Annotated in this window: 4 protein-coding genes and 1 pseudogene; all 5 read right to left on the reverse strand. The window is 74.7% G+C overall.

Features of this window, described 5'->3' with window-relative positions; translation table 11 throughout:
- Positions 1-77: 77 nt before the first annotated feature.
- Complete coding sequence (locus ACWGJM_RS47670) at positions 78-1679, reverse strand: MDR family MFS transporter (RefSeq protein WP_453418044.1); 1602 nt, start codon at positions 1677-1679, stop codon at positions 78-80.
- A gap of 113 nt (positions 1680-1792) precedes the next feature.
- Positions 1793-15274: an SDR family NAD(P)-dependent oxidoreductase gene (locus ACWGJM_RS47675; RefSeq protein WP_453418045.1), complete on the reverse strand. Its 13482-nt coding sequence runs from the start codon at positions 15272-15274 to the stop codon at positions 1793-1795.
- Positions 15275-15397: 123 nt separating this feature from the next.
- On the reverse strand, positions 15398-18166 hold the full coding sequence (locus ACWGJM_RS47680) for an AAA family ATPase (protein WP_453418046.1): 2769 nt from the start codon (positions 18164-18166) through the stop codon (positions 15398-15400).
- Between the two features lie 126 nt (positions 18167-18292).
- The gene (locus ACWGJM_RS47685; RefSeq protein WP_453418047.1) at positions 18293-19084 is read right to left on the reverse strand and encodes a thioesterase II family protein; all 792 of its coding nucleotides are present in this window, start codon (positions 19082-19084) and stop codon (positions 18293-18295) included.
- Positions 19085-19203: 119 nt separating this feature from the next.
- A pseudogene (locus tag ACWGJM_RS47690) lies at positions 19204-19422 on the reverse strand (2-oxoacid:ferredoxin oxidoreductase subunit beta); the annotation flags it as partial.

Genomic DNA, 19422 nt, shown 5'->3' on the forward strand with positions numbered 1-19422 from the left:
CCCCGACACCGGTGTCGGGGCGGCCTGTTCTTCGCGTCGACCGGACGGCGGCCCGTGTCGCCGTCCGGTCGGTGGGGTCAGGTGGTCGTGGCGTCCGCCGCAGCGGTGGGTTTCGGCTGGGGGGCGGGGGCGGTGCGGCGGGCGTGCGAGGTGGCGGCCAGCGCGGCGATCAGGCCGAGGCTCAGGGCGCCGACGGGGAGCAGCAGCGTGGAGTGCAGCAGCGACAGGTAGCCGTCGGAGTACACCTCGCGGGCGAGCTTCTCGGCCGTGGCGGCCAGGTCGTGCGGTACGGCGGCCGCCACCTGGTGTGCGCCGGCGTCGCGGGTGGCGTCGGAGGCGAAGGCGCCGGTGAACTTCTCCCGTACGCCGGCCGGGAGTCGGGCGGCGCGGGAGTCGGCGCCGGAGTGGATCTCGCTGATCAGCTGGTGCTGCATGATCGCGCCGACCACCGCCGAGCCGATGACCGAACCGAGTTGCCGGATGGTGTTGTTGACGCCGGAGGCGGCTCCGGCGAGCCGGGGTTCGACGCTGCGCATCGCCTCGGCGGCCAGCGGTGCGAGGAGGCAGCCGGTGCCCATGCCGGTGACGAGCAGGGCCGGTGTGAAGGTGTACCAGTGGCTGTCGGCGCCGGCCAGTCCGCTCACCAGGGCGATTCCGGTGCCGTAGGCGAGGAGGCCGAACATCAGGACGTACTTGCCGCCGATCCGGTCCGACATGCGGCCGGCGAACGGGGCGACGGCCATGGACACCAGCGGGGAGGGTGCCAGGGTGAGGCCGGCCCGCAGCGGGCTCATGCCGAGGTTGGACTGAAGGTACAGGTTGAAGGGCAGGACCAGGCCCAGCATCGACAGGGCCACGAGGCCGGTCACCGTGGACATCAGGGTGAAGTTGCGGTTGCGGAAGACGGCGAAGGGCAGCAACGGCTCGCGGTCCTGCCGGGCCCGCTGGTGCAGCAGGAACACGCCGATGAGGACGACGCCGGCCGCGATGCAGGCGACGATGGCCCCGTTCCAGTCGTAGCGCTGGCCCTCCTGGAGGCCGAAGCACAGGGCGAGCAGGGCGGCGCTGGCCAGGAGCACGCCGGTGACGTCGAAGCGGTGTGCGCGGCCGGTGCGGATGTCGGGCACCACGAGCAGGGTCAGGGCCAGGACCGCGAGGCCGACCGGCAGGTTGACGAAGAAGATCCAGCGCCAGCCGGCCGCGCTGACCAGCAGCCCGCCCAGCGTCGGCCCGGAGATCGTGGCCACGCCGGCGACCGAGCCCCACACGCCCATGGCCGCGCCCCGCCGTTCGGCCGGGAACACCGCCACGATCATGGTCATGGTCTGCGGGCCCATGAGGGCCGCGCCGAGGCCCTGCACCCCCCGGGTGGCGATGAGTTCGGCCGGGTTCTGGGCCAGGCCGCACGCCACGCTGGCCAGCGTGAAGACCACGACGCCGGCCAGGAAGAGCGCCCTCGGCCCGTACAGGTCGCCGAGCCGGCCGGCGGTGATCAGCAGGACCGCCAGGACCAGGGCGTAGGCGCTGACCACCCACAGGACCTGGTCGAGCGAGGCCCCGAGGTCGGACATGATGTCGGGCATCGCGACGTTCACGATGGTCAGGTCCAGCAGGGTCATGTAGAACCCGAGGGCGAGTGTGGTCAGCACCGCCCAGGGGTTGCCGCGCCAAGTGCTCACGCGAGCCTCTCTTCCATCTCCGGGATACCTCCGGTGTGTTGCGGATATTGCGGGTGTTGCGGATATTGCGGTGTTGCCGGTGTTGCGAGTGTTGCGGCTTTTGCCGGTCGGACCTACAGGCCGAGTTCGCCGTCCAGGGCGGCGAACAGTTCGTCGTCGGTGACCGAGTCGAGGTCCGCCTCGTCCGCGTCGCCGGCCTGCGCGGCCTGCCAGGTCCGCAGCAGGCCGGCGAGCCGCTCGCCGGCCTCGGCGTGTTCGGCGGTACCGGCGGTGCGGGCCAGCAGGGCCTCCAGGCGGTCCAGTTCGGCGGAGAGCGAGGAGGGCCGGGTGTCCTGGGCCGGGGCGAGCCGGTCGGCGAGTTCGGTGGCCAGGGCGGCGGCGGTCGGGTGGTCGAAGGCGAGCGTGGCGGGCAGTTGCAGGCCGGTGGCGGCGATCAGCCGGTTGCGCAGATCCACCGCGGTCAGCGAGTCGAAGCCCAGCTCGGTGAAGCCGCGTTCGGCGCCGATGCCGCGTGCGTCGGGGTGTCCGAGCACGTGGGCGATCTCCGTGACCACCAGTTCCCGTACGGCCGCGGCCCGCTCGTCGGCGGTGAGTGAGGCCAGCCGGGCGGCCAGGGCGGCCGGCCCGGTGGTGTCGGCCGCGGCGGCCGCGGCCGTGCGGCGGACGGGGACGCGGACCAGCGAGCGCATCAGCGCGGGCAGCTCGCCCGCGGCCGCGCGGCCGCGCAGCGCCGCCCGGTCCAGGGCGGTGGCGACCGGGGCCGGGTGGGTGCCGGCCAGCGCCCGGTCCAGGAGGTCCAGGGCGGCCTGGGGGCTCATGGGGGCGATGCCGGAGCGGGCCAGCCGGGCGAGGTCGCTCTGCTTGAGCTCCTCGCCCATGCCCCCGCCGCCGCCCCACAGGCCCCAGCCGATGGAGGTGGCGGGCAGCCCGGCGGCATGCCGCTGCCGGGCGAGGGCGTCCAGGAAGGCGTTGGCGGCCGCGTAGTTGGCCTGGCCGGGGGTGCCGACCGTGGCGGCGATCGAGGAGAACAGGACGAACGCCGACAGCTCGCGCTCCCGGGTCAGTTCGTGCAGGTTGCGGGCCGCGTCCGCCTTGGGCCGCAGGACGGCGTCCAGACGGGCGGGGGTGAGCGAGGTGAGCACCCCGTCGTCCAGGACGCCCGCGGTGTGCACGACGGCGGTCAGCGGGTGTGCGGCGGGGATGGCGTCGAGCAGCGTGGCGAGCGCCCGCCGGTCGGCGGTGTCGCAGGCCACGACGGTCGCCTCGGCGCCCGACTCGGCAAGCGAGGCGACCAGTTCGGCAGCTCCGGGCGCGTCCGGCCCGCGCCGGCTGACCAGCAGGAGACGTCGCGCGCCGTGCGCGGTGACCAGGTGGTGGGCGACCAGTCCGCCCAGCAGGCCGGTGGCACCGGTGAGCAGCACGGTGCCGTCCGGGTCGAGGGGCCCGGCGGTGGGCTCGGCGGAGGGGGCGACGGGGACGAGCCGGGGCGCGTACGGCTGTCCGGCGCGCAGCGCGAGGTGTGGTTCGCCGTCGGCCAGGGCGCGGGCCACGGCTCCGGGCAGCGCCTGCGCGGAGGCGTCGTCGGCGTCCGTGTCGACGACCAGGATCCGCCCGGGGTGTTCGGCCTGCGCGGTGCGCAGCAGTCCGGCGACGGCGGCGCAGGCGGGGTCGGGGACCTCGCCGGGCAGCACGGCGGCGGTGCCCCGGGCGAGCAGCACCAGCGGGACGCCGGCCGTCTCCTCCCGTGCGGCCCAGTCCTGTAGCAGTGCCAGTACGGAGGTCAGCGCGGCGCGCGCGGTGTCCGCGGGGTCGGCACGGTCGGGGTCGGGGTCGGGGGTGACTCGGGCGAGCAGCGCGCCGGGGGCGGTCGCGGCGGCGAGGCCGGTGAGCCGTACGCCGGGCAGGGTGTCGGGCACGGTGTGCGTGAACGGGCCGTCCAGCACGGCCCAGTCGGCCGGGGCGGCCGGGACGGCGTCGACGGCGGTGGGCTCCATCCGGGTCCAGTCCACGGCGAGCAGCCCGGAGCCGGACTCGGCAGGAGTCTGTCCTGTGGCGGGCAGGGCGCGCAGGGCGAGGGTGTCCACGTGGGCGACCGGTGCGCCGGAGGGGTCGGCGAGGTCCAGGGTCACACTGCCTTCGGCGGCGGCGGGGGTGATGCGGACGCGCAGGGCGCTCGCGCCGGTCGCGTGCAGGGTCAGGCCGCTCCAGGCGAAGGGGATGTGGGCCTGGCCGGTGTCGGCGGAGGAGGCGCCGCCCGTGGGTCCGAGCGCGAGGGGCCGCAGCGCGGAGTCGAGCAGGGCGGGGTGGATGCCGAACCGGTCGGGGCCGGTGTTCGGGGAGGCGTCGGCGGGCAGCCGTACCTCGGCGTACAGCGTGTCGCCGTGCCGCCAGGCGGCGGTGAGTCCCTGGAACGCGGGCCCGTAGCCGAGTCCGGCGTCGACCAGCCGCTCGTCCAGTGCGTCGGTGTCGACCGGGTCGGCGCCGGGCGGCGGCCAGGCCTGCGCCCATGCTTCGGGGGCCGGGGCGGTGGTGCCGGTGGCGGTCAGCGTGCCGTCGGCGTGCCGGGTCCAGTCGGCGGCGCCGGAGCCGTCGTCGGGGCAGGTGTGGACGGCGAACGGGTACCGGCCCGAGGCGTCGGCGGGTCCGGCCGACACCTGGAGGCGCAGCGCGCCGTCCTCGGGCAGCACCAGCGGCGCCCGCAGGGTGAGGTCCTCGACCCGGTCACAGCCGAGCTGGTCGCCGGCGTGTACGGCCAGGTCGGCGAGGGCGGCGCCGGGCAGCAGTACGCGTCCGGCCACCAGGTGGTCGGCGAGCCAGGGGTGGCCGGCGAGGGACAGCCGGGCGGTGAACAGCAGCCCCGAGCCGTCGGCGAGCGGCACGCGGGCGCCGAGCAGCGGATGGTCGGCGGTGTCCTGCCCGGTCGCGGCGGTGTCGGCCGCGGCGGCGGGCGCCTGGAGCCAGTAGCGGGTGCGCTGGAAGGCGTAGGTGGGCAGGTCGACCCGGCGGGCGCCGTGCCGGGTGAGCCGGTCCAGCCAGTCGGCGGGCGCGCCACCCGCGACCGCGAGGGCCACCGGCCCCTGGGTGTGCGCGGCGGTGAACGCGGCGGCGACGGTGCGCTGTTCGGGGCGTCCGGCGCGCAGGACGGCGGCGGTCACGGCGGGCTCGTCGTCCTCGCCGGTCCGCTCCTCGAGCGCGTTGCCCACCATGGCGGTCAGCACGGGGTCGGGGCCGAGTTCCAGGTAGGTCGTCACACCCTGGTCGTGCAGGGTGCGGACGCCGTCGTGGAAGCGGACCGTGCCGCGGATGTGGCGGGCCCAGTACGCGGGGTCGGTCAGCTCCTCGGCTGTGGCGAGCCGGCCGGTCACGTTGGAGACGACCGGGATCGCCGGCGGGTTGAAGGTCAGGGTCGAGGCGATCCGGGTGAACTCCTCCAGCACCTCGTCCATGTGCGCCGAGTGGAAGGCGTGGCTGACCGTGAGCCGGTGGGTCTTCAGGCCCGACTGCCGTGCCCGGTCGGCGAGTTCGGCGACCGCGTCGGCGTCGCCGGAGACCACGACGGCGGCGGGCCCATTCACCGCGGCCAGGTCCACCCGGCCGGGATACGCGGCGAGCAGCGGCCGTACGTCCGGTTCGGCGGCGCGCACGGCGAGCATCGCGCCGCCGTCGCGGGCGGCCTGCATCAGCCTGCCCCGGGCCGCGACCAGCGCGCAGGCGTCCGACAGGGACAGAACCCCGGCCGCGTGCGCGGCGGTCAGCTCGCCCACCGAGTGCCCGATCAGCAGGTCGGGGACGAGGCCCCGGTGCTCGGCGAGCCGGAACAGGGCGGTCTCCAGGGCGAACAGGGCGGTCTGGGTGTAGCGGGTCTGGTGCAGCAGTTCGGACTCGCCGAACACCACGTCCTTCAGCGGGTGTTCCAGCCGGGGGTCCAGGTGCGCGCACACGGCGTCGAAGGCTTCCGCGAACACCGGCTCGGTCTCGTACAGCTCCCGTCCCATGCCCGGGCGCTGGCTGCCCTGCCCGGTGAACAGGAACGCGGTGCGGCCCCGGCGCGCCGAGCCGCCGCGCAGCAGGTGGGGCGAGTCGGTGCCGCGGGCGAGCGCGTCGAGCCCGGCGAGCAGTTCGGCGGCGGAGGAGCCCAGGGCCACCGCGGTGTGGTCGAAGACGGTGCGGGTGGTGGCCAGGGAGAGCGCGATGTCGGCCGCCGCGGGCGCCGGCTCGGCCGAGGCGAACTCCGCCAGCCGGGCAGCCTGTTGGCGCAGGGCGTCGGCGGAGCGGGCGCTCAGCACCCAGGGCAGGGGGCCGGTGTACGGGTCGGCGGACGGCGCCGGGGCGGGCAGGGGTGCGGCGGGTTCCTCGACGATGACGTGGGCGTTGGTGCCGCTGATGCCGAAGGAGGACACCGCGGCCCGGCGGGGACGGTCCAGCTCCGGCCAGTCCCGCTCCTCGGTCAACAGGGACACCGATCCCGCCGACCAGTCGACGTGCGGGCTGGGGGCGTCGACGTGCAGGGTGCGCGGCAGCCGGCCGTGCCGCATGGCCATCACCATCTTGATGACCCCGCCGACGCCGGCCGCCGCCTGCGAGTGACCGATGTTGGACTTCAACGAGCCCAGCCAGAGCGGCCGTTCGGGGCCGTGGTCCTGCCCGTACGTGGCGATCAGCGCCTGTGCCTCGATCGGGTCGCCGAGCTTGGTTCCGGTGCCGTGGGCCTCGACGGCGTCGACGTCCGCCGCCGTCAGCCGGGCGTTGGCGAGGGCCTGGCGGATCACCCGCTGCTGGGCCGGGCCGTTCGGTGCGGTGAGGCCGTTGGAGGCGCCGTCCTGGTTGACCGCGCTGCCCCGGACGACGGCGAGGACGTCATGGCCGTTGCGGCGGGCGTCGGACAGCCGCTCCAGGACCAGCATGCCGACGCCCTCGGCCCAGCCGGTGCCGTCGGCGGACTCCGCGAACGCCTTGCAGCGGCCGTCGGAGGACAGGGCGCGCTGCCGGCTGAACTCGATGAAGGTGGTGGGCGTGGACATCACGGTGACGCCGCCGGCCAGGGCCAGGGTGCACTCCCCCTCGCGCAGCGCCCGCACCGCCAGGTGCAGGGCCACCAGGGAGGAGGAGCAGGCGGTGTCGACGGTGATCGCCGGGCCCTCCAGGCCGAGGGTGTAGGCGACCCGGCCGGAGGCGACGCTGCCCATGCTGCCGTTGCCGAGGTGGCCCTCGTATCCCTCGGGCGCGGGGTGCAGCCGGGAGGCGTAGTCGTTGTACATGACGCCCGCGAACACGCCGGTCCGGCTGCCGCGCAGGGCCGCGGGCGGGATCCCGGCCCGCTCCAGGCCCTCCCACGCGGTCTCCAGCAGCAGCCGCTGCTGCGGGTCGGTGGCGAGCGCCTCACGGGGGCTGATGCCGAAGAACTCGGCGTCGAAAGCGTCCGCGTCGTACAGGAAGCCGCCCTCCTTGGAGTAGCTGCGGCCGATCCGGTCCGGGTCCGGGTCGTACAGTTCGGAGACCTTCCAGCCCCGGGTGGCGGGGAACTCGCCGACCGCGTCGACGCCCTGCCGCACCAGCCGCCACAGGTCCTCCGGGGAGGCCACGCCGCCCGGGTAGCGGCAGCTCATGCCGACGATGACCACCGGATCGGCGTCGGTCGCCCGGTGCGGTACGGCGGCGGTGACCTCGTGGTCCGGGCCAGTGTCCGGTCCGGCGACCAGTTCGGTCAGGTGGTCGATGACGGCGCCGGGCGTCGGGTAGTCGAAGACCAGGGTCGGGGAGAGGGCCAGGCCGGTGGCCGCGCCGAGCCGGTTGCGCAGTTCGACCGAGGCGAGCGAGTCGAAGCCGGCCTCACGGAACGGGCGGCCCTCCTCGACGCGGGCCGGGGTGTCGTGCCCGAGCACGGTGGCGACCTGGGCGGACACCACCGGGGCGACGGCCGCGCGCCGCTCGGCAGCGGGCAGTGCGGCGATCGTACGGGCCCACTCCCCGTCCGCGCCGCCCGCGCCGCGCCCGGTCCGGCGGGCCGGTACGCGCACCAGGCCGGTCAGGACAGCGGGCAGCTGCCCGGTGCCCGCGTCGGCCCGCAGCGCGGCGAGGTCGATCCGGGCCGGTACCGGCACCGGGCGGCCCGCGGTGAGGGCGGCGTCGAACAGGGCGAGGCCCTGCGCGGTCTCCATCGGGGCGATGCCGCCCCGGGTCATCCGGGCGAGGTCGGCCTGGTCGAGGTGTCCGGTGAGCCCGGTCGCCTCGCCCCACAGGCCCCAGCCGAGGGAGGTCGCGGGCAGCCCGGAGGCGTGCCGGTGGTGGGCGAGACCGTCCAGGAAGCCGTTGGCGGCGGTGTAGTTGGCCTGGCCCGGGTTTCCGAGGACGGCGGTGACGGAGGAGAACAGCACGAACGCGGCGAGGTCGGCGTCCCGGGTGAGCTCGTGGAGGTGCCAGGCCGCGTCGGCCTTGGGTGCGAGGACGGTGTCGAACCGGTCCGGGGTCAGCGAGGTCACGGTGCCGTCGTCGAGCACGCCCGCGGTGTGCACGACGGCGGTCAGCGGGTGCGCCGCCGGGATGCCGTCCAGCAGCGATGCCACCGACGCCCGGTCGGAGACGTCACAGGCGGCGAAGGTCACCTCGGCGCCCGACTCCCTCATGTCCTGAGCCAGTTCCGAGGCACCGGGGGCGTCCGCGCCGCGCCTGCTGGCCAGCAGCAGCCGGCGGGCCCCGTACCGGGTGACCAGGTGCCGGGCGAAGAGCCCACCCAGGGTGCCGGAGGCGCCGGTGACCAGCACGGTGCCCTCGGGGTCGAGCCGCGGCTCCTCCCGTTCGGCTCCCGTCTCGGCCACCCGTACCAGGCGCGGTACGAGGATCTCGCCGTTGCGGAGGGCGAGTTGCGGCTCTTGCGAGCCGAGGACGCGGCTGACGTCGAGGGAGGCTGAGTCGTCCGGGTCGTCCAGGTCGTCCAGGTCGACCAGGGTGAACCTCCCCGGCTGCTCGGTCTGGGCGGTGCGCAGCAGGCCCCAGACGGCCGCTCCGGCCAGGTCAGTGACGTCGTCGCCGTCCCGCACGGCCACCGCTCCCGTGGTGACCACCGCGAGCCGGGTCCGCGCGAACTCCGGTGCGGCCAGCCAGTGTTGCAGCTCGGTGAGGATGTGGTGGGTGCGGTCGCGCAGGCGTACGGGGATGTCGTCGCCGTCGTCGTCCCGTGCCGCCACGGCGAGGAGGACCTGGTCGGGGAGGGCCTCCCCCGCCGTGACGGCAGTCAGCAGGGCGGCCGTGTCGGCGTACCGGGCGGCCGGGGTGCCGGCCGCGGTGAGGCGCGCGGCCAGCGGGGTGTCGGCGCCGACGAGGGCCCACGAGCCGGCCGCCGGCGCCTCGGCGGGAGCGGGCGTCCAGTCGAGGGCGTACAGCCCGCGCGTGCCCTGTACCCGGGTGAGTGTGCCCGCGGGGACCCGGCGCAACGCGAGCGACTCGACGCGGGCCACCGGCCTGCCCGTGGGGTCGGTGACGTCCAGGGCGAGGGTGTCCGGTGCGGTCGCGGTCAGCCGTACCCGCACCGTGCGGGGCGCGGGGACGTCGTACAGCCGCACCCCGGACCACACGAACGGCAGCCTGGGCTCGGCGGGCCCGCCGTCCGTACCGCCGTCCGACAGCAGCCCGGCGTGCAGGGCCGCGTCCAGGAGCGCCGGGTGGATGCCGAACGAGGTGGCGTCGCCGGTGAGTTCCTCGGGCAGTTCGAGTTCGGCGAAGCTGTCGCCACCGTGCCGCCAGGCGGCGCGTACGCCCTGGAAACCGGGGCCGTAGGTGTAGCCCTGGGCGGCCAGGTCCTCGTACAGGAAGGCCGTGTCGACGGGCTCGGCGTCCTCGGGGAGCCAGGCGGTGGCCTCGGGTTCGGCGGCTTCGTCGGCGGGTTCGAGCAGACCGGAGGCGTGCCGGGTCCAGATCCGCTCGCCGGTGTCCTCGTCGTCGTCCTGCTCGGGCCGGGAGTAGACGTTCACCGCGCGGCGGCCCGCCGCGTCCGGCGCGTCCACGGCGACCTGCACCTGCACGCCCTCGGCGGCCAGCGGCAGCGGCGCCTCCAGCGTCAGGTCGGCCAGCCGGTCGCAGCCCGTCTCCCGGCCCGCGCGCAGCGCCATCTCGACGAACGCGGTCCCGGGAAGCAGCACGGTGTCGGCGACGGTGTGGTCGGCGAGCCAGCCGTGGGTGCGCAGCGACAGCCGGCCGGTGAACAGCAGGCCCTCGCCACCGGCCACCGGCACCAGCGCGCCGAGCAGCGGATGGCCGGCAGCACCCAGCCCGGCCGCCGTCACGTCCCCGGCGGACCGCGCGGGCGCCAGCCAGAAGTGCCGGCCCCGGAACGGGTACGTCGGCAGCGCTACCGGCGGGGCCTGAGGAAGCAGCCGCGACCAGTCGATGAGGACACCGCGTACGTGCAGGCGGGCCGCGGTGAGCAGCAGCTGGTGGGCGCCGCCCGGCTCGCCGCCGGGCGCCACCGCTTCCGGTCCGCACGCGACGGAGGCGGTGATCCCGTCGCCCGCTTCGGCCCCCAGCGGTCCGTCCCCGGCGCCCGGCGCCTCGCGCAGGCACTCCAGCCAGTACGCGGGGGTCAGGGCGGCCGGGTCCACCGGTGCGCCCGTCGCCCCGAGCACGGGGATCGCGGCCGTGCCGGGCCGCAGGGACGCGAGCAGTTCCAGGGCCACCGTCTCGTCGCCGTCCGGCACGGTGACCACCCGGGCCCCGTCCCGCAGGCTCAGCGCACCGGCCGCGCAGGCGGCGGCCACCTGCCCCACCCCACGCCCGGCGACCGCGTCCGGCACCACGCCGAGGGACCACCACAGCCCGGCCAGCGACACGCCGAGCGCCCACAGCAGAGGCCGGGCGACGTCCTCGCGCTCCGGAACGTGCTCCCCGCGCAGCGCCGAGCGCGGATCCCAGTCGACCAGTCCGGCGAGGGCCTCGGCGCAGTCGTCGAGCCGAGCGGCGAACTCCGGTACCTCGTCGGCGAGTCGGGCCATGCCGGCGACCCATCCCCCGTCGCCGGCCCGGCCCGGGAACACGAACGCGGTACCGCCTCCGCTCCCTTCGCCCACGACCGCACTGGCCGTCTCCTCCCCCGCCGCGAGCGCCGCCAGCCCGGCGAGCAGCTGCGCCCGGTCGGTGCCGATGGTGACGGCGCGGTGTTCGAAGGTGGCGCGGGTGGTGGCCAGGGCCCGGGCCACGGAGGCGGGGGCGAGGCCGGGATCGGCCTCGACGTGGGCGTGCAGGCGGGCGGCCTGGTCGCGCAGGGCCTCTTCCGTGCGGGCGGAGAGCACCCACGGGACGGCCATGTCCGGGACGGCGGTCCGCGACTGGGTTGCGGTCTCGGGGGCCTGTTCCAGGATCAGGTGGGCGTTGGTGCCGCTGATACCGAACGAGGACACCGCCGCGCGGCGCGGGCGGTCGAGGTCCGGCCACTCCTGCTGATCGGTGAGGAGAGAGACCGCGCCGGCCGTCCAGTCGACGTGCGTGGTCGGCACGTCCAGGTGCAGGGTGCGCGGCAGCACACCGTGGCGCAGCGCCATCACCATCTTGATGACACCGCCGACGCCGGCCGCCGCCTGCGAGTGACCGATGTTGGACTTCAACGAGCCCAGCCACAACGGCCGTTCGCGGCCGTGGTCCTGGCCGTAGGTGGCGATCAGGGCCTGCGCCTCGATCGGGTCACCCAGCCTCGTCCCCGTGCCGTGCGCCTCGACGGCGTCCACATCGGCGGCCGTGAGACCGGAGTCGGCCAGCGCCTGCCGGATCACCCGCTGCTGCGAGGGACCATTGGGCGCGGTCAGCCCGTTGGACGCACCGTCCTGGTTGATCGCACTGCCCCGGATCACCGCCAGGATGTTGTGTCCGTTGCGCTGGGCGTCCGACAGTCGCTCCAAAACGACCAGACCCGCGCCCTCGGCCCACGCGGTGCCGTCCGCCGTGTCCGAGAAGGCCTTGCAGCGGCCGTCAGGAGCCAGCCCCTGTTGCCGGGAGAACTCCACGAACATCCCCGGCGTCGCCATCACCGCCGCACCACCCGCCAACGCCAGCGAGCACTCCCCGCCCCGCAGCGCCCGCACCGCCAGATGCAGGGCCACCAACGACGCCGAACACGCCGTGTCCACCGTGATCGCCGGACCCTCCAGACCCAGCGAGTACGAGATCCGCCCCGAGGCGACACTCGCCGTCCCACCCGTGAGCAGATAGCCCTCGAAACCGTCGGCGGGTTCGTGCAGGCGGGGACCGTAGTCCTGAGCGGTGACTCCCGCGAAGACACCGGTGTCACTGCCGCGCAGAGTGTGCGGGTCGATTCCGGCGCGCTCCAGCGCCTCCCACGCGGTCATCAGCAACAGCCGCTGCTGCGGGTCCATCGCGGCCGCCTCACGCGGGCTGATCCCGAAGAACTCGGCGTCGAACTCCCCCGCGTCGTACAGGAAACCACCGTGCCGGGCATACGTCTTGCCGCTCACACCCCGCTCGGGATCGTAGATACCCTCCACGTCCCAGCCACGATCCTCGGGCAGGCCGCCGATCGCGTCCACCCCGTCGGCCACCAACCGCCACAGCTCCTCCGGCGAGGCCACCCCACCCGGATACCGGCACGCCATCCCCACCACAGCCAGCGGCTCGTCCGTGCCCTCTACCGGGGGTGCCGTCACGTGCGGCAGTTCCAGAAGCCCCCGCACGATGTGTTCGGCCAGGGCGTTGGGCGTCGGATAGTCGAAGATCAACGAGGAGGGCAGGGAGAGGTCGAGGTCGGCGTTCAGGCGGCTGCGCAGTTCGACCGCCGTCAGGGAGTTGTAACCGAGCTCCTTGAAGGACAGCGCCGGGTCGACCTCGTCCGCGCTCTCGTACCCGAGGATCTCCACGGTGTGCCGGCGCACCAGCGCGGCGATCATGGTGATGCGGATCCGGTCGCCCTGCTCGCTGGTCAGCGCCTGGAGCTTCTCGGCCCAGCCCTTGGGAGCAGCGGCCTCCTCCGGCTCCCTGGCCCCAGTACCCGGCGCGTCGATCCAGTGGCGCCTGCGCTGGAAGGCGTACGTGGGCAGCAGGACACGGCGTCCGCCCGTGCGCCAGTCGACCTCTGATCCGGCGGTGTACGCGGTGGCCAGCGCGGACAGGAACGTACGCTGTTCGTCCTTGGCTTTCTGGAGTACGGACGTTGCCGTGAACTCCCCAGCTTCTAGGTCTCCTTGGACCATCGCGGTCAGGACCGGGTCCGGGCCGAGTTCGAGGTAGGTGGTGACGCCGTCGGCGGCGAGGGTCTGGATGCCGTCGTGGAAGCGGACCGTGCCGCGGATGTGGCGGGCCCAGTAGGCGGGGTCGGTCAGTTCCTCGGCTGTGGCGAGCCGGCCGGTCACGTTGGAGACGACCGGAGTCGTCGGCGGGTTGAAGGTCAGGGTCGAGGCGACCTGTGTGAACTCCTCCAGCGCCTCGTCCATGTGCGGGGAGTGGAAGGCGTGACTGACCGTCAGCCGCTTCACCTTCACGCCCTCACCGGTGAACCGCTCGGCGATCTCCTCCACCGCGTCCGCGTCCCCGGAGATGACAGTCGCAGCCGGCCCGTTCACGGCCGCCAGGTCCACCCTGCCCGCGAACTCCGCTATCACCGGCGCGACCTGGGCTTCAGGGGCGGCGACAGCGAGCATCGCCCCGCCCCCACGCGCGGCCTGCATCAGCCGCCCCCGCGCCGCCACCAGCGCCCCCGCGTCGGCCAGGGACAGCACCCCGGCCACATGCGCGGCGCTCAGCTCACCGACCGAGTGCCCAATCAGGACGTCCGGGCGCACCCCGAAGGACTCCACCAGCCGGAACAACGCGGTCTCCACCGCGAACAGCGCCACCTGCGTGTACTGCGTCTGGTGCAGCAGCTCGGACTCGCCGAAGACCACCTCCTTCAGCGGGTGTGCGAGATGCGGGTCGACCGCCGCGCACACCGCGTCGAAAGCCTCCGCGAACACCGGCTGCGAGGCATACAGCTCCCGCCCCATCCCGGCCCGCTGACTACCCTGCCCGGTGAACAAGAACGCCGTACGACCGCCCTCCCGCACGACCCCGCGCACGACGCTCGCCCCCGGTTCCCCGGAGGCCAGCAGGCCCAGCCCCTTCAGCAGCTCGGCATGACCGCTACCCAGCACCACGGCCCGGTGCTCGAACGCCGTCCGGGTCGTGGCCAGCGAGAACGCCACGTCTCGCGCCCCTGCCGAGGAGTCGGCGGTCACGAGCTCCCGCAGCCGAGCCGCCTGCTCGCGCAGCGCTTCCGCCGATCGAGCCGACAGCACCCAGGGCAGCGGCGCACCCGTCTCCGGCTCGGCCTCGGCAACCGTCTGCTCGGGGGCTTGTTCGAGGATGAGGTGGGCGTTGGTGCCGCCCATGCCGAAGGACGAAACGCCCGCCCTTCGCACGCCCTCCACCGGCCACTCCCCCAGCCCGGTCTGCACCCGCAGACCCCAGCCCTCCAGATCGATGTCCGGATGCGGCGAGACGAAGTTCAGGCTCGCCGGAACCTTCCCCGCCCGCACCGACAAAGCCGCCTTGATCAGCCCGACGACACCCGCCGCACCCTCCAGATGACCCACATTCGACTTCGCCGACCCCACCACCAGCGGCGCCGGACGCCCACCAGAGCCGTAGGCCTCCCCCAGCGCCCGCGCCTCGACCGGATCGCCCACGGGCGTGCCCGTACCGTGCAGCTCCACATAGGCCACGTCCGACGGGTCCACGGCCGCGTTCGCGAGTGCCGAGCGCAGGACCCGGGCCTGCCCGTCCGGTGACGGCACGGTCAGGCCCGTGCCGCCGCCGTCGTTGTTGACGGCACCGCCACGGATGACACACACGATGTCGTCACCATCGGCGACCGCGTCCGCCAGCCGCTTCAGCACGACGACACCGCCGCCCTCACCCCGCACATAACCATCGGCGCGCGCATCGAAAACATACGAACGACCCTCCGGGGAAAGCCCCCCGAAACGCTCCACCGCCACCGAAGTCTCCGGCGCCAGCAGCAAATTCACCCCACCCGCAATCGCCGCCGAGCACTCACCCTTACGCAACGACTCACACGCCTGATGAACCGCCACCAACGACGACGACTGACCCGAATCCACCACCAGACTCGGACCCGTCAAACCGAGAAAATACGACACCCGGTTCGCCACGATCGACCGGTGCAGACCCGTCGACGTGAACGTCCCGAAACGCCCCGCACCCGCCGCCCGCGTCAACGCCGCATAATCGTCCTGGATGACGCCGGCGAACACACCCACCCGCTCACCACGCAGCGCCCCGGGCACCACACCCGCACCCTCCAACGCCTCCCACACCAACTCCAGCATCAACCGCTGCTGCGGGTCCATCGCCGCCGCCTCACGCGGACTGACCCCGAAGAACGACGCGTCGAAAGCATCCACCACCGGCAGGAAACCACCCCGGGACACCCCCACATCACCCCGCCCGGACGGCACCTCACCCACCGCCTCCCGGCCCACCTCCAGCAACTCCCAGAAACGGCCCGTGTCCTCCGCACCGGCAAGGCGGCACGACATTCCGACCACGGCGATCGGGTCGTTGGAAAGGGAATCGAGCGGCGCGTCAGAATTCGAAAGCACGGCGGGCGGTCTCCATTTCTGTTCACACGCCGAATCACGGGATGATTCGCACGAGCCGAAAGCACGCATGTCGCGCGTCCATCCTCATGAGGGGTGCTAAAGCGCCTCTTGCGGTGGTCTTGCTCAGCGAGGCGGGACCGCCGTCGGCTCGAGCGGCCGTGTCCGCAGGTCGGCGGGCAGATCGCGACGGCGGGAGATGCCGAGCTTGCGGTAGACGCGGGTGAGGTGGTGTTCGACGGTGCTGACGCTGACGAAGAGCTTTCCGGCGATCTCGCGGTTGGTGTAGCCCTGGGCGGCGAGGGTGGCCACTCGTTCCTCCGCGTCGCTCAGCAGTCCGGTGTCGGGGGCGGCGTCGGCGCGGGCACTGGGCTCGGCGCCGCGGACGGGGAGTATCTGCTCGCACAGCGGGGCCGCACCGCAGTCGGCGGCCAGCTGCCAGGCGCGCCGGGTGATCGTCCCGGCCCGGTTGCCCTCGCCGCTCATCTGCAGGGCGGAGCCGAGATCGGCGAGGGCGCGGGCGAGTTCCAGCCGGTCACCGCTGTCCCGGAGCGCGCCGACGGCGTCGCTCAGCAGCTCTGTGCGGCGCCCGGGTACGGCGGTGGCCGCGCTCAGCCGGAGTGACGTCCCGCGCAGCCGGGCCCCGCCGGACTCCGGCAGCGCGAGCTGCTCGGTCACGAGGGCCTGCGCCCGGGCGGGGCGGCCGAGGTGCAGCAGGGCCTCGGCCGCGTCGGTGCGCCAGGGCAGCAGCCCGGGGTGGTCGGTACCCCAGCGGACGGCGAGCCGGCCCACCTCCAGGAACTCCTCCAGGGCCGCCTGGGGGCGCTGGGTGGCCAGTTCGTAGCGTCCGCGTGCGCGGAGGAAGGCGAGCGCGTGCACGGTGGCGTACGGCTCCTCGCCGGGCAGAGCGGGCTGAAGGTGCTGGGCGGCCGTGGCGTACTCGCCCTGGTCGGTGAGCGCTTGGACGAGCAGGGCGAGCGGGGCCAGGAGGAACGGGCCGCCGCGGCCGGTGAGGTGGCCGAGTGCCGCGCTCGCCTCCCGGCGCGCACCGGCCAGGTCGCCGAGCCGCAGCAGGGCGTCGGCGTGCGCCGTGGCGAAGGCCGCCTGCCAGCCGGGCGCGTGCCGGGCCGGGGTCTGCTCGCCGAGACGCCGGCACCAGACGACGGCGCGGTGCGGCCGATGCTGGACCAGGGTGCGCAGGGCGTGGCCGAGGGGTTCGAAGGTGGCCTGGGTGAGGGGGGTGCGGGTGAGCAGTCGTTCGGCGGCCGGGGCGTCGTCCTCGGTGCCGGGGTGGAGCCAGCGGGCGGCGGCGCCGGCCGGGGGGTCGGCGGGGCGTGCGGGGGTGGCGGCCGGGAGCCGGGCGAGCAGATCGCCGAGGGGTGCGTCGGGGAGTGGGCTCGGGGCCGCTCCGGCCCGCCGTCCGAGGGCCTCGTCGGCCTCCTCGACACGTCCCTGTGCGGCCAGTTGGCGGGCCAGCCAGGTGGCGTCGGTGGCGGAGAGCCGGCCGGCACGCAGTGCGGCGAGCGGCTCGTCGAGCTGGCGGTGGGCCCTTGCGGGGTGTAATCGCCAAGTGTGGGCGGCCAGTTGGAGGGTGATCCGGAGCCGGATGAGTTCGTCCGCGCAGCCGGAGCGGGCCAGGCGCAGGAGGGCCTCGGCTCGTTCGGGGTCGCCGTGCGCTTGCGTCTCCTGGCGGGCGGCGTCCCGCAGGGCCTGGATCTCCCAGTCGTGCGCGGCCGTCCCGGCGGCGAGCAACTGACCGGCCACGGCGGCCGGTTCGGCCAGGGCGTGATGGAGGACGCGGGCGGCGTCCCGGTGCAGCGACCGGCGGTGTGCGGGGCTGAGCGCGGCGAGCACGGCCGCCGCCGCGGTGGGGTGGGGCAGGCGGGCGCCGACGGCGAGGCCGGCGGTGTCGAGGGTGGCCAGGGCGCGGGTGGCCGCGTCGGGCCCGAGGCCGGCGAGCCGGGTGGCGCGCCGGGTGTCGGCGTCGGGACCGAGGACGGCGAGTGCGAGGGCGAGGCGGCGGGCCGCGGAGCCGCAGCGGTGCAGACAGGTCGCGTAGGCCTGCGCGAACGGGCCCCCGGATTCGGGCTCGACCCCGGCGTCCTCGGCGGAGCCGTCCGGTCCGGTGCCCGTCTCGGCCAGCAGGGCGCGCAGCAGCAGCGGGTTGCCGCCGCTCAGGCGGTGCAGCCGGCCGACGGCGGCCGGGGAGTCGGGGGCACCCCAGTACTGGGCCAGTTCGGCGGTACCGCGGTCCTCCAGACGGGTGAGGCGGATGCGGACGAAGCCAGGGTGGCGCAGCAGTTCGGTGTGCAGCCCCGGGTAGCCCGTACGGTGGTGCGGGGTCTGTGCGAACACCGTGAGCAGGGGCGCGCCGCGCAGGGTGTGGGTGAGGCGCAGCAGTTCGACGAGGGAGCGGCGGTCGGCGTACTGCACGTCGTCGACGCACAGGAGCAGCGGACCGCGGGCGCAGGCCGTGCGCAGCAGGGCGGCGAAACGGGCGGTCGCGTCGGCGTCGGGATCGATGGTGCGGCCGGGCACGTCGGGGGCCTCGGGCCGTCCCGCTCCGGCCGTTCCCTCCCCGTCCGTCCTGGTCGCGGCCGGGTCCGGCTCGGGTGTCCTGCCGTGTTCCGGTGCCGGTGCCGCGTCCGGTGCGCTCAGGGCGGCCGTGAGGCGGTGCAGCAGGGCGTGGTCCCGGTTGCGTACGGCGGGGTCGGCGGCGGCCTGGACGACGGTGAGGCCGCTGTCGGCGGCGATATCGGCCGCGTACTGAAGCAGCCGCGTCTTGCCGCAGCCCGCGGCGCCCTCGACGAGTACCAGCCCGGCCGTGCCGGCGGCGCAGGCGTGCAGGACCTTGTCGAGGCGCGCGCACTCGTCGTCGCGGTGCAGGAGCACCATGAGCCGTCTCCTCTCCGGTCGCGTTCCTTGGCCGTTCGGGCAGCTTAGGAAGGCGGGCGCGCCGTGAGGGACCGGATGGGGGCGGGACTTGCTGCACGGCAGGAACTGCCGGGCGGCCGGCCGGCTTCAGCGGACGGCCGCGGGGGCACGTCCCTCGGCGAAGGAGCGGAGGTCCTCGGCGACGGCGGTGGACACCGCGTCCTGCTGGGCGGCGAGGTAGAAGTGGCCGCCGGGGAAGCTGCGGAAGCCGAAGGGGCCCTCGGTCAGCTCCCGCCAGGCCATGGCCTGTTCCAGGGAGACCCGGGGGTCGGCGGTGCCGGTGAGCACGCTCAGCGGGCAGCGCAGCGGCGGTCCGGAGCCGTCCGGGCGGTAGCGGTAGGTCTCGACGGCCTTGAAGTCGGCGCGCAGGGCGGGCAGCACCATGCGCAGGATCTCCTCGTCCTGGAGCAGCCCGGGGTCGGTGCCGGCGAGTACCCGGACCTCCTCGATCAGCGCGGCGTCCCCGAGGGTGTGGACGCGGTCGTCGCGCAGGATGTCGACGGCCCGCCGTCCGGAGACGATCAGGCCGAGTGGGGCGGCGCCCTCCCGTTCCATCCGGCGCGCCAGCTCGAAGGCCAGGACCGCGCCCATGCTGTGCCCGAAGAGGACCAGCGGCAGGTCGTCGTAGGGCCGCAGGGCGGCGTGCAGGGCGGCCACGAGTTCCTCGACCGAGTCGAGGGCCGGTTCCAGTCGGCGGTCCTGACGGCCGGGGTACTGCACGGCCAGTACGTCGGCGTGGGCGGCGAGCCGCTGCGAGAAGGGGAAGAAGAAGGACGCGGTGCCGCCGGCGTGCGGGAGGCACACCAGGCGGCAGGGCCGGCCGGTGGCAGGGTGGAAGCGCCGGATCCACGACTCGCTGTGGGCGTCGGGGAGGGTCATGGTGCGGCGTGCTCCTTCGTCCGTCGGGCAGGGTCGCCCGGGTGGTGGGTTGGCGCGCGGCCGGATGATGACCGGGCGGGTTAAAGGGCCCCTTGTACCGGTGAGCCGCGCGGATCCGCTCAGACAACCGTCCAGGTGTCGCCGCCGGCCAGCAACGCCGCGAGGTCGCCCTTGCCCTGCCGCTCGACGGCCGTGTCGAGCTGGCCTGCCATCTGCGTGTCGTAGACCGTCCGCTCGATGTCACGGAAGACACCGATGGGGGTGTGGTGCAGGGTGTCGGGGTCGGCGAGCCGGGAGAGGGCGAACGCGGTGGTCGGGGAGGCCGCCCGGGCGTCGTG

This window comes from Streptomyces sp. NPDC054834 (assembly GCF_053611185.1).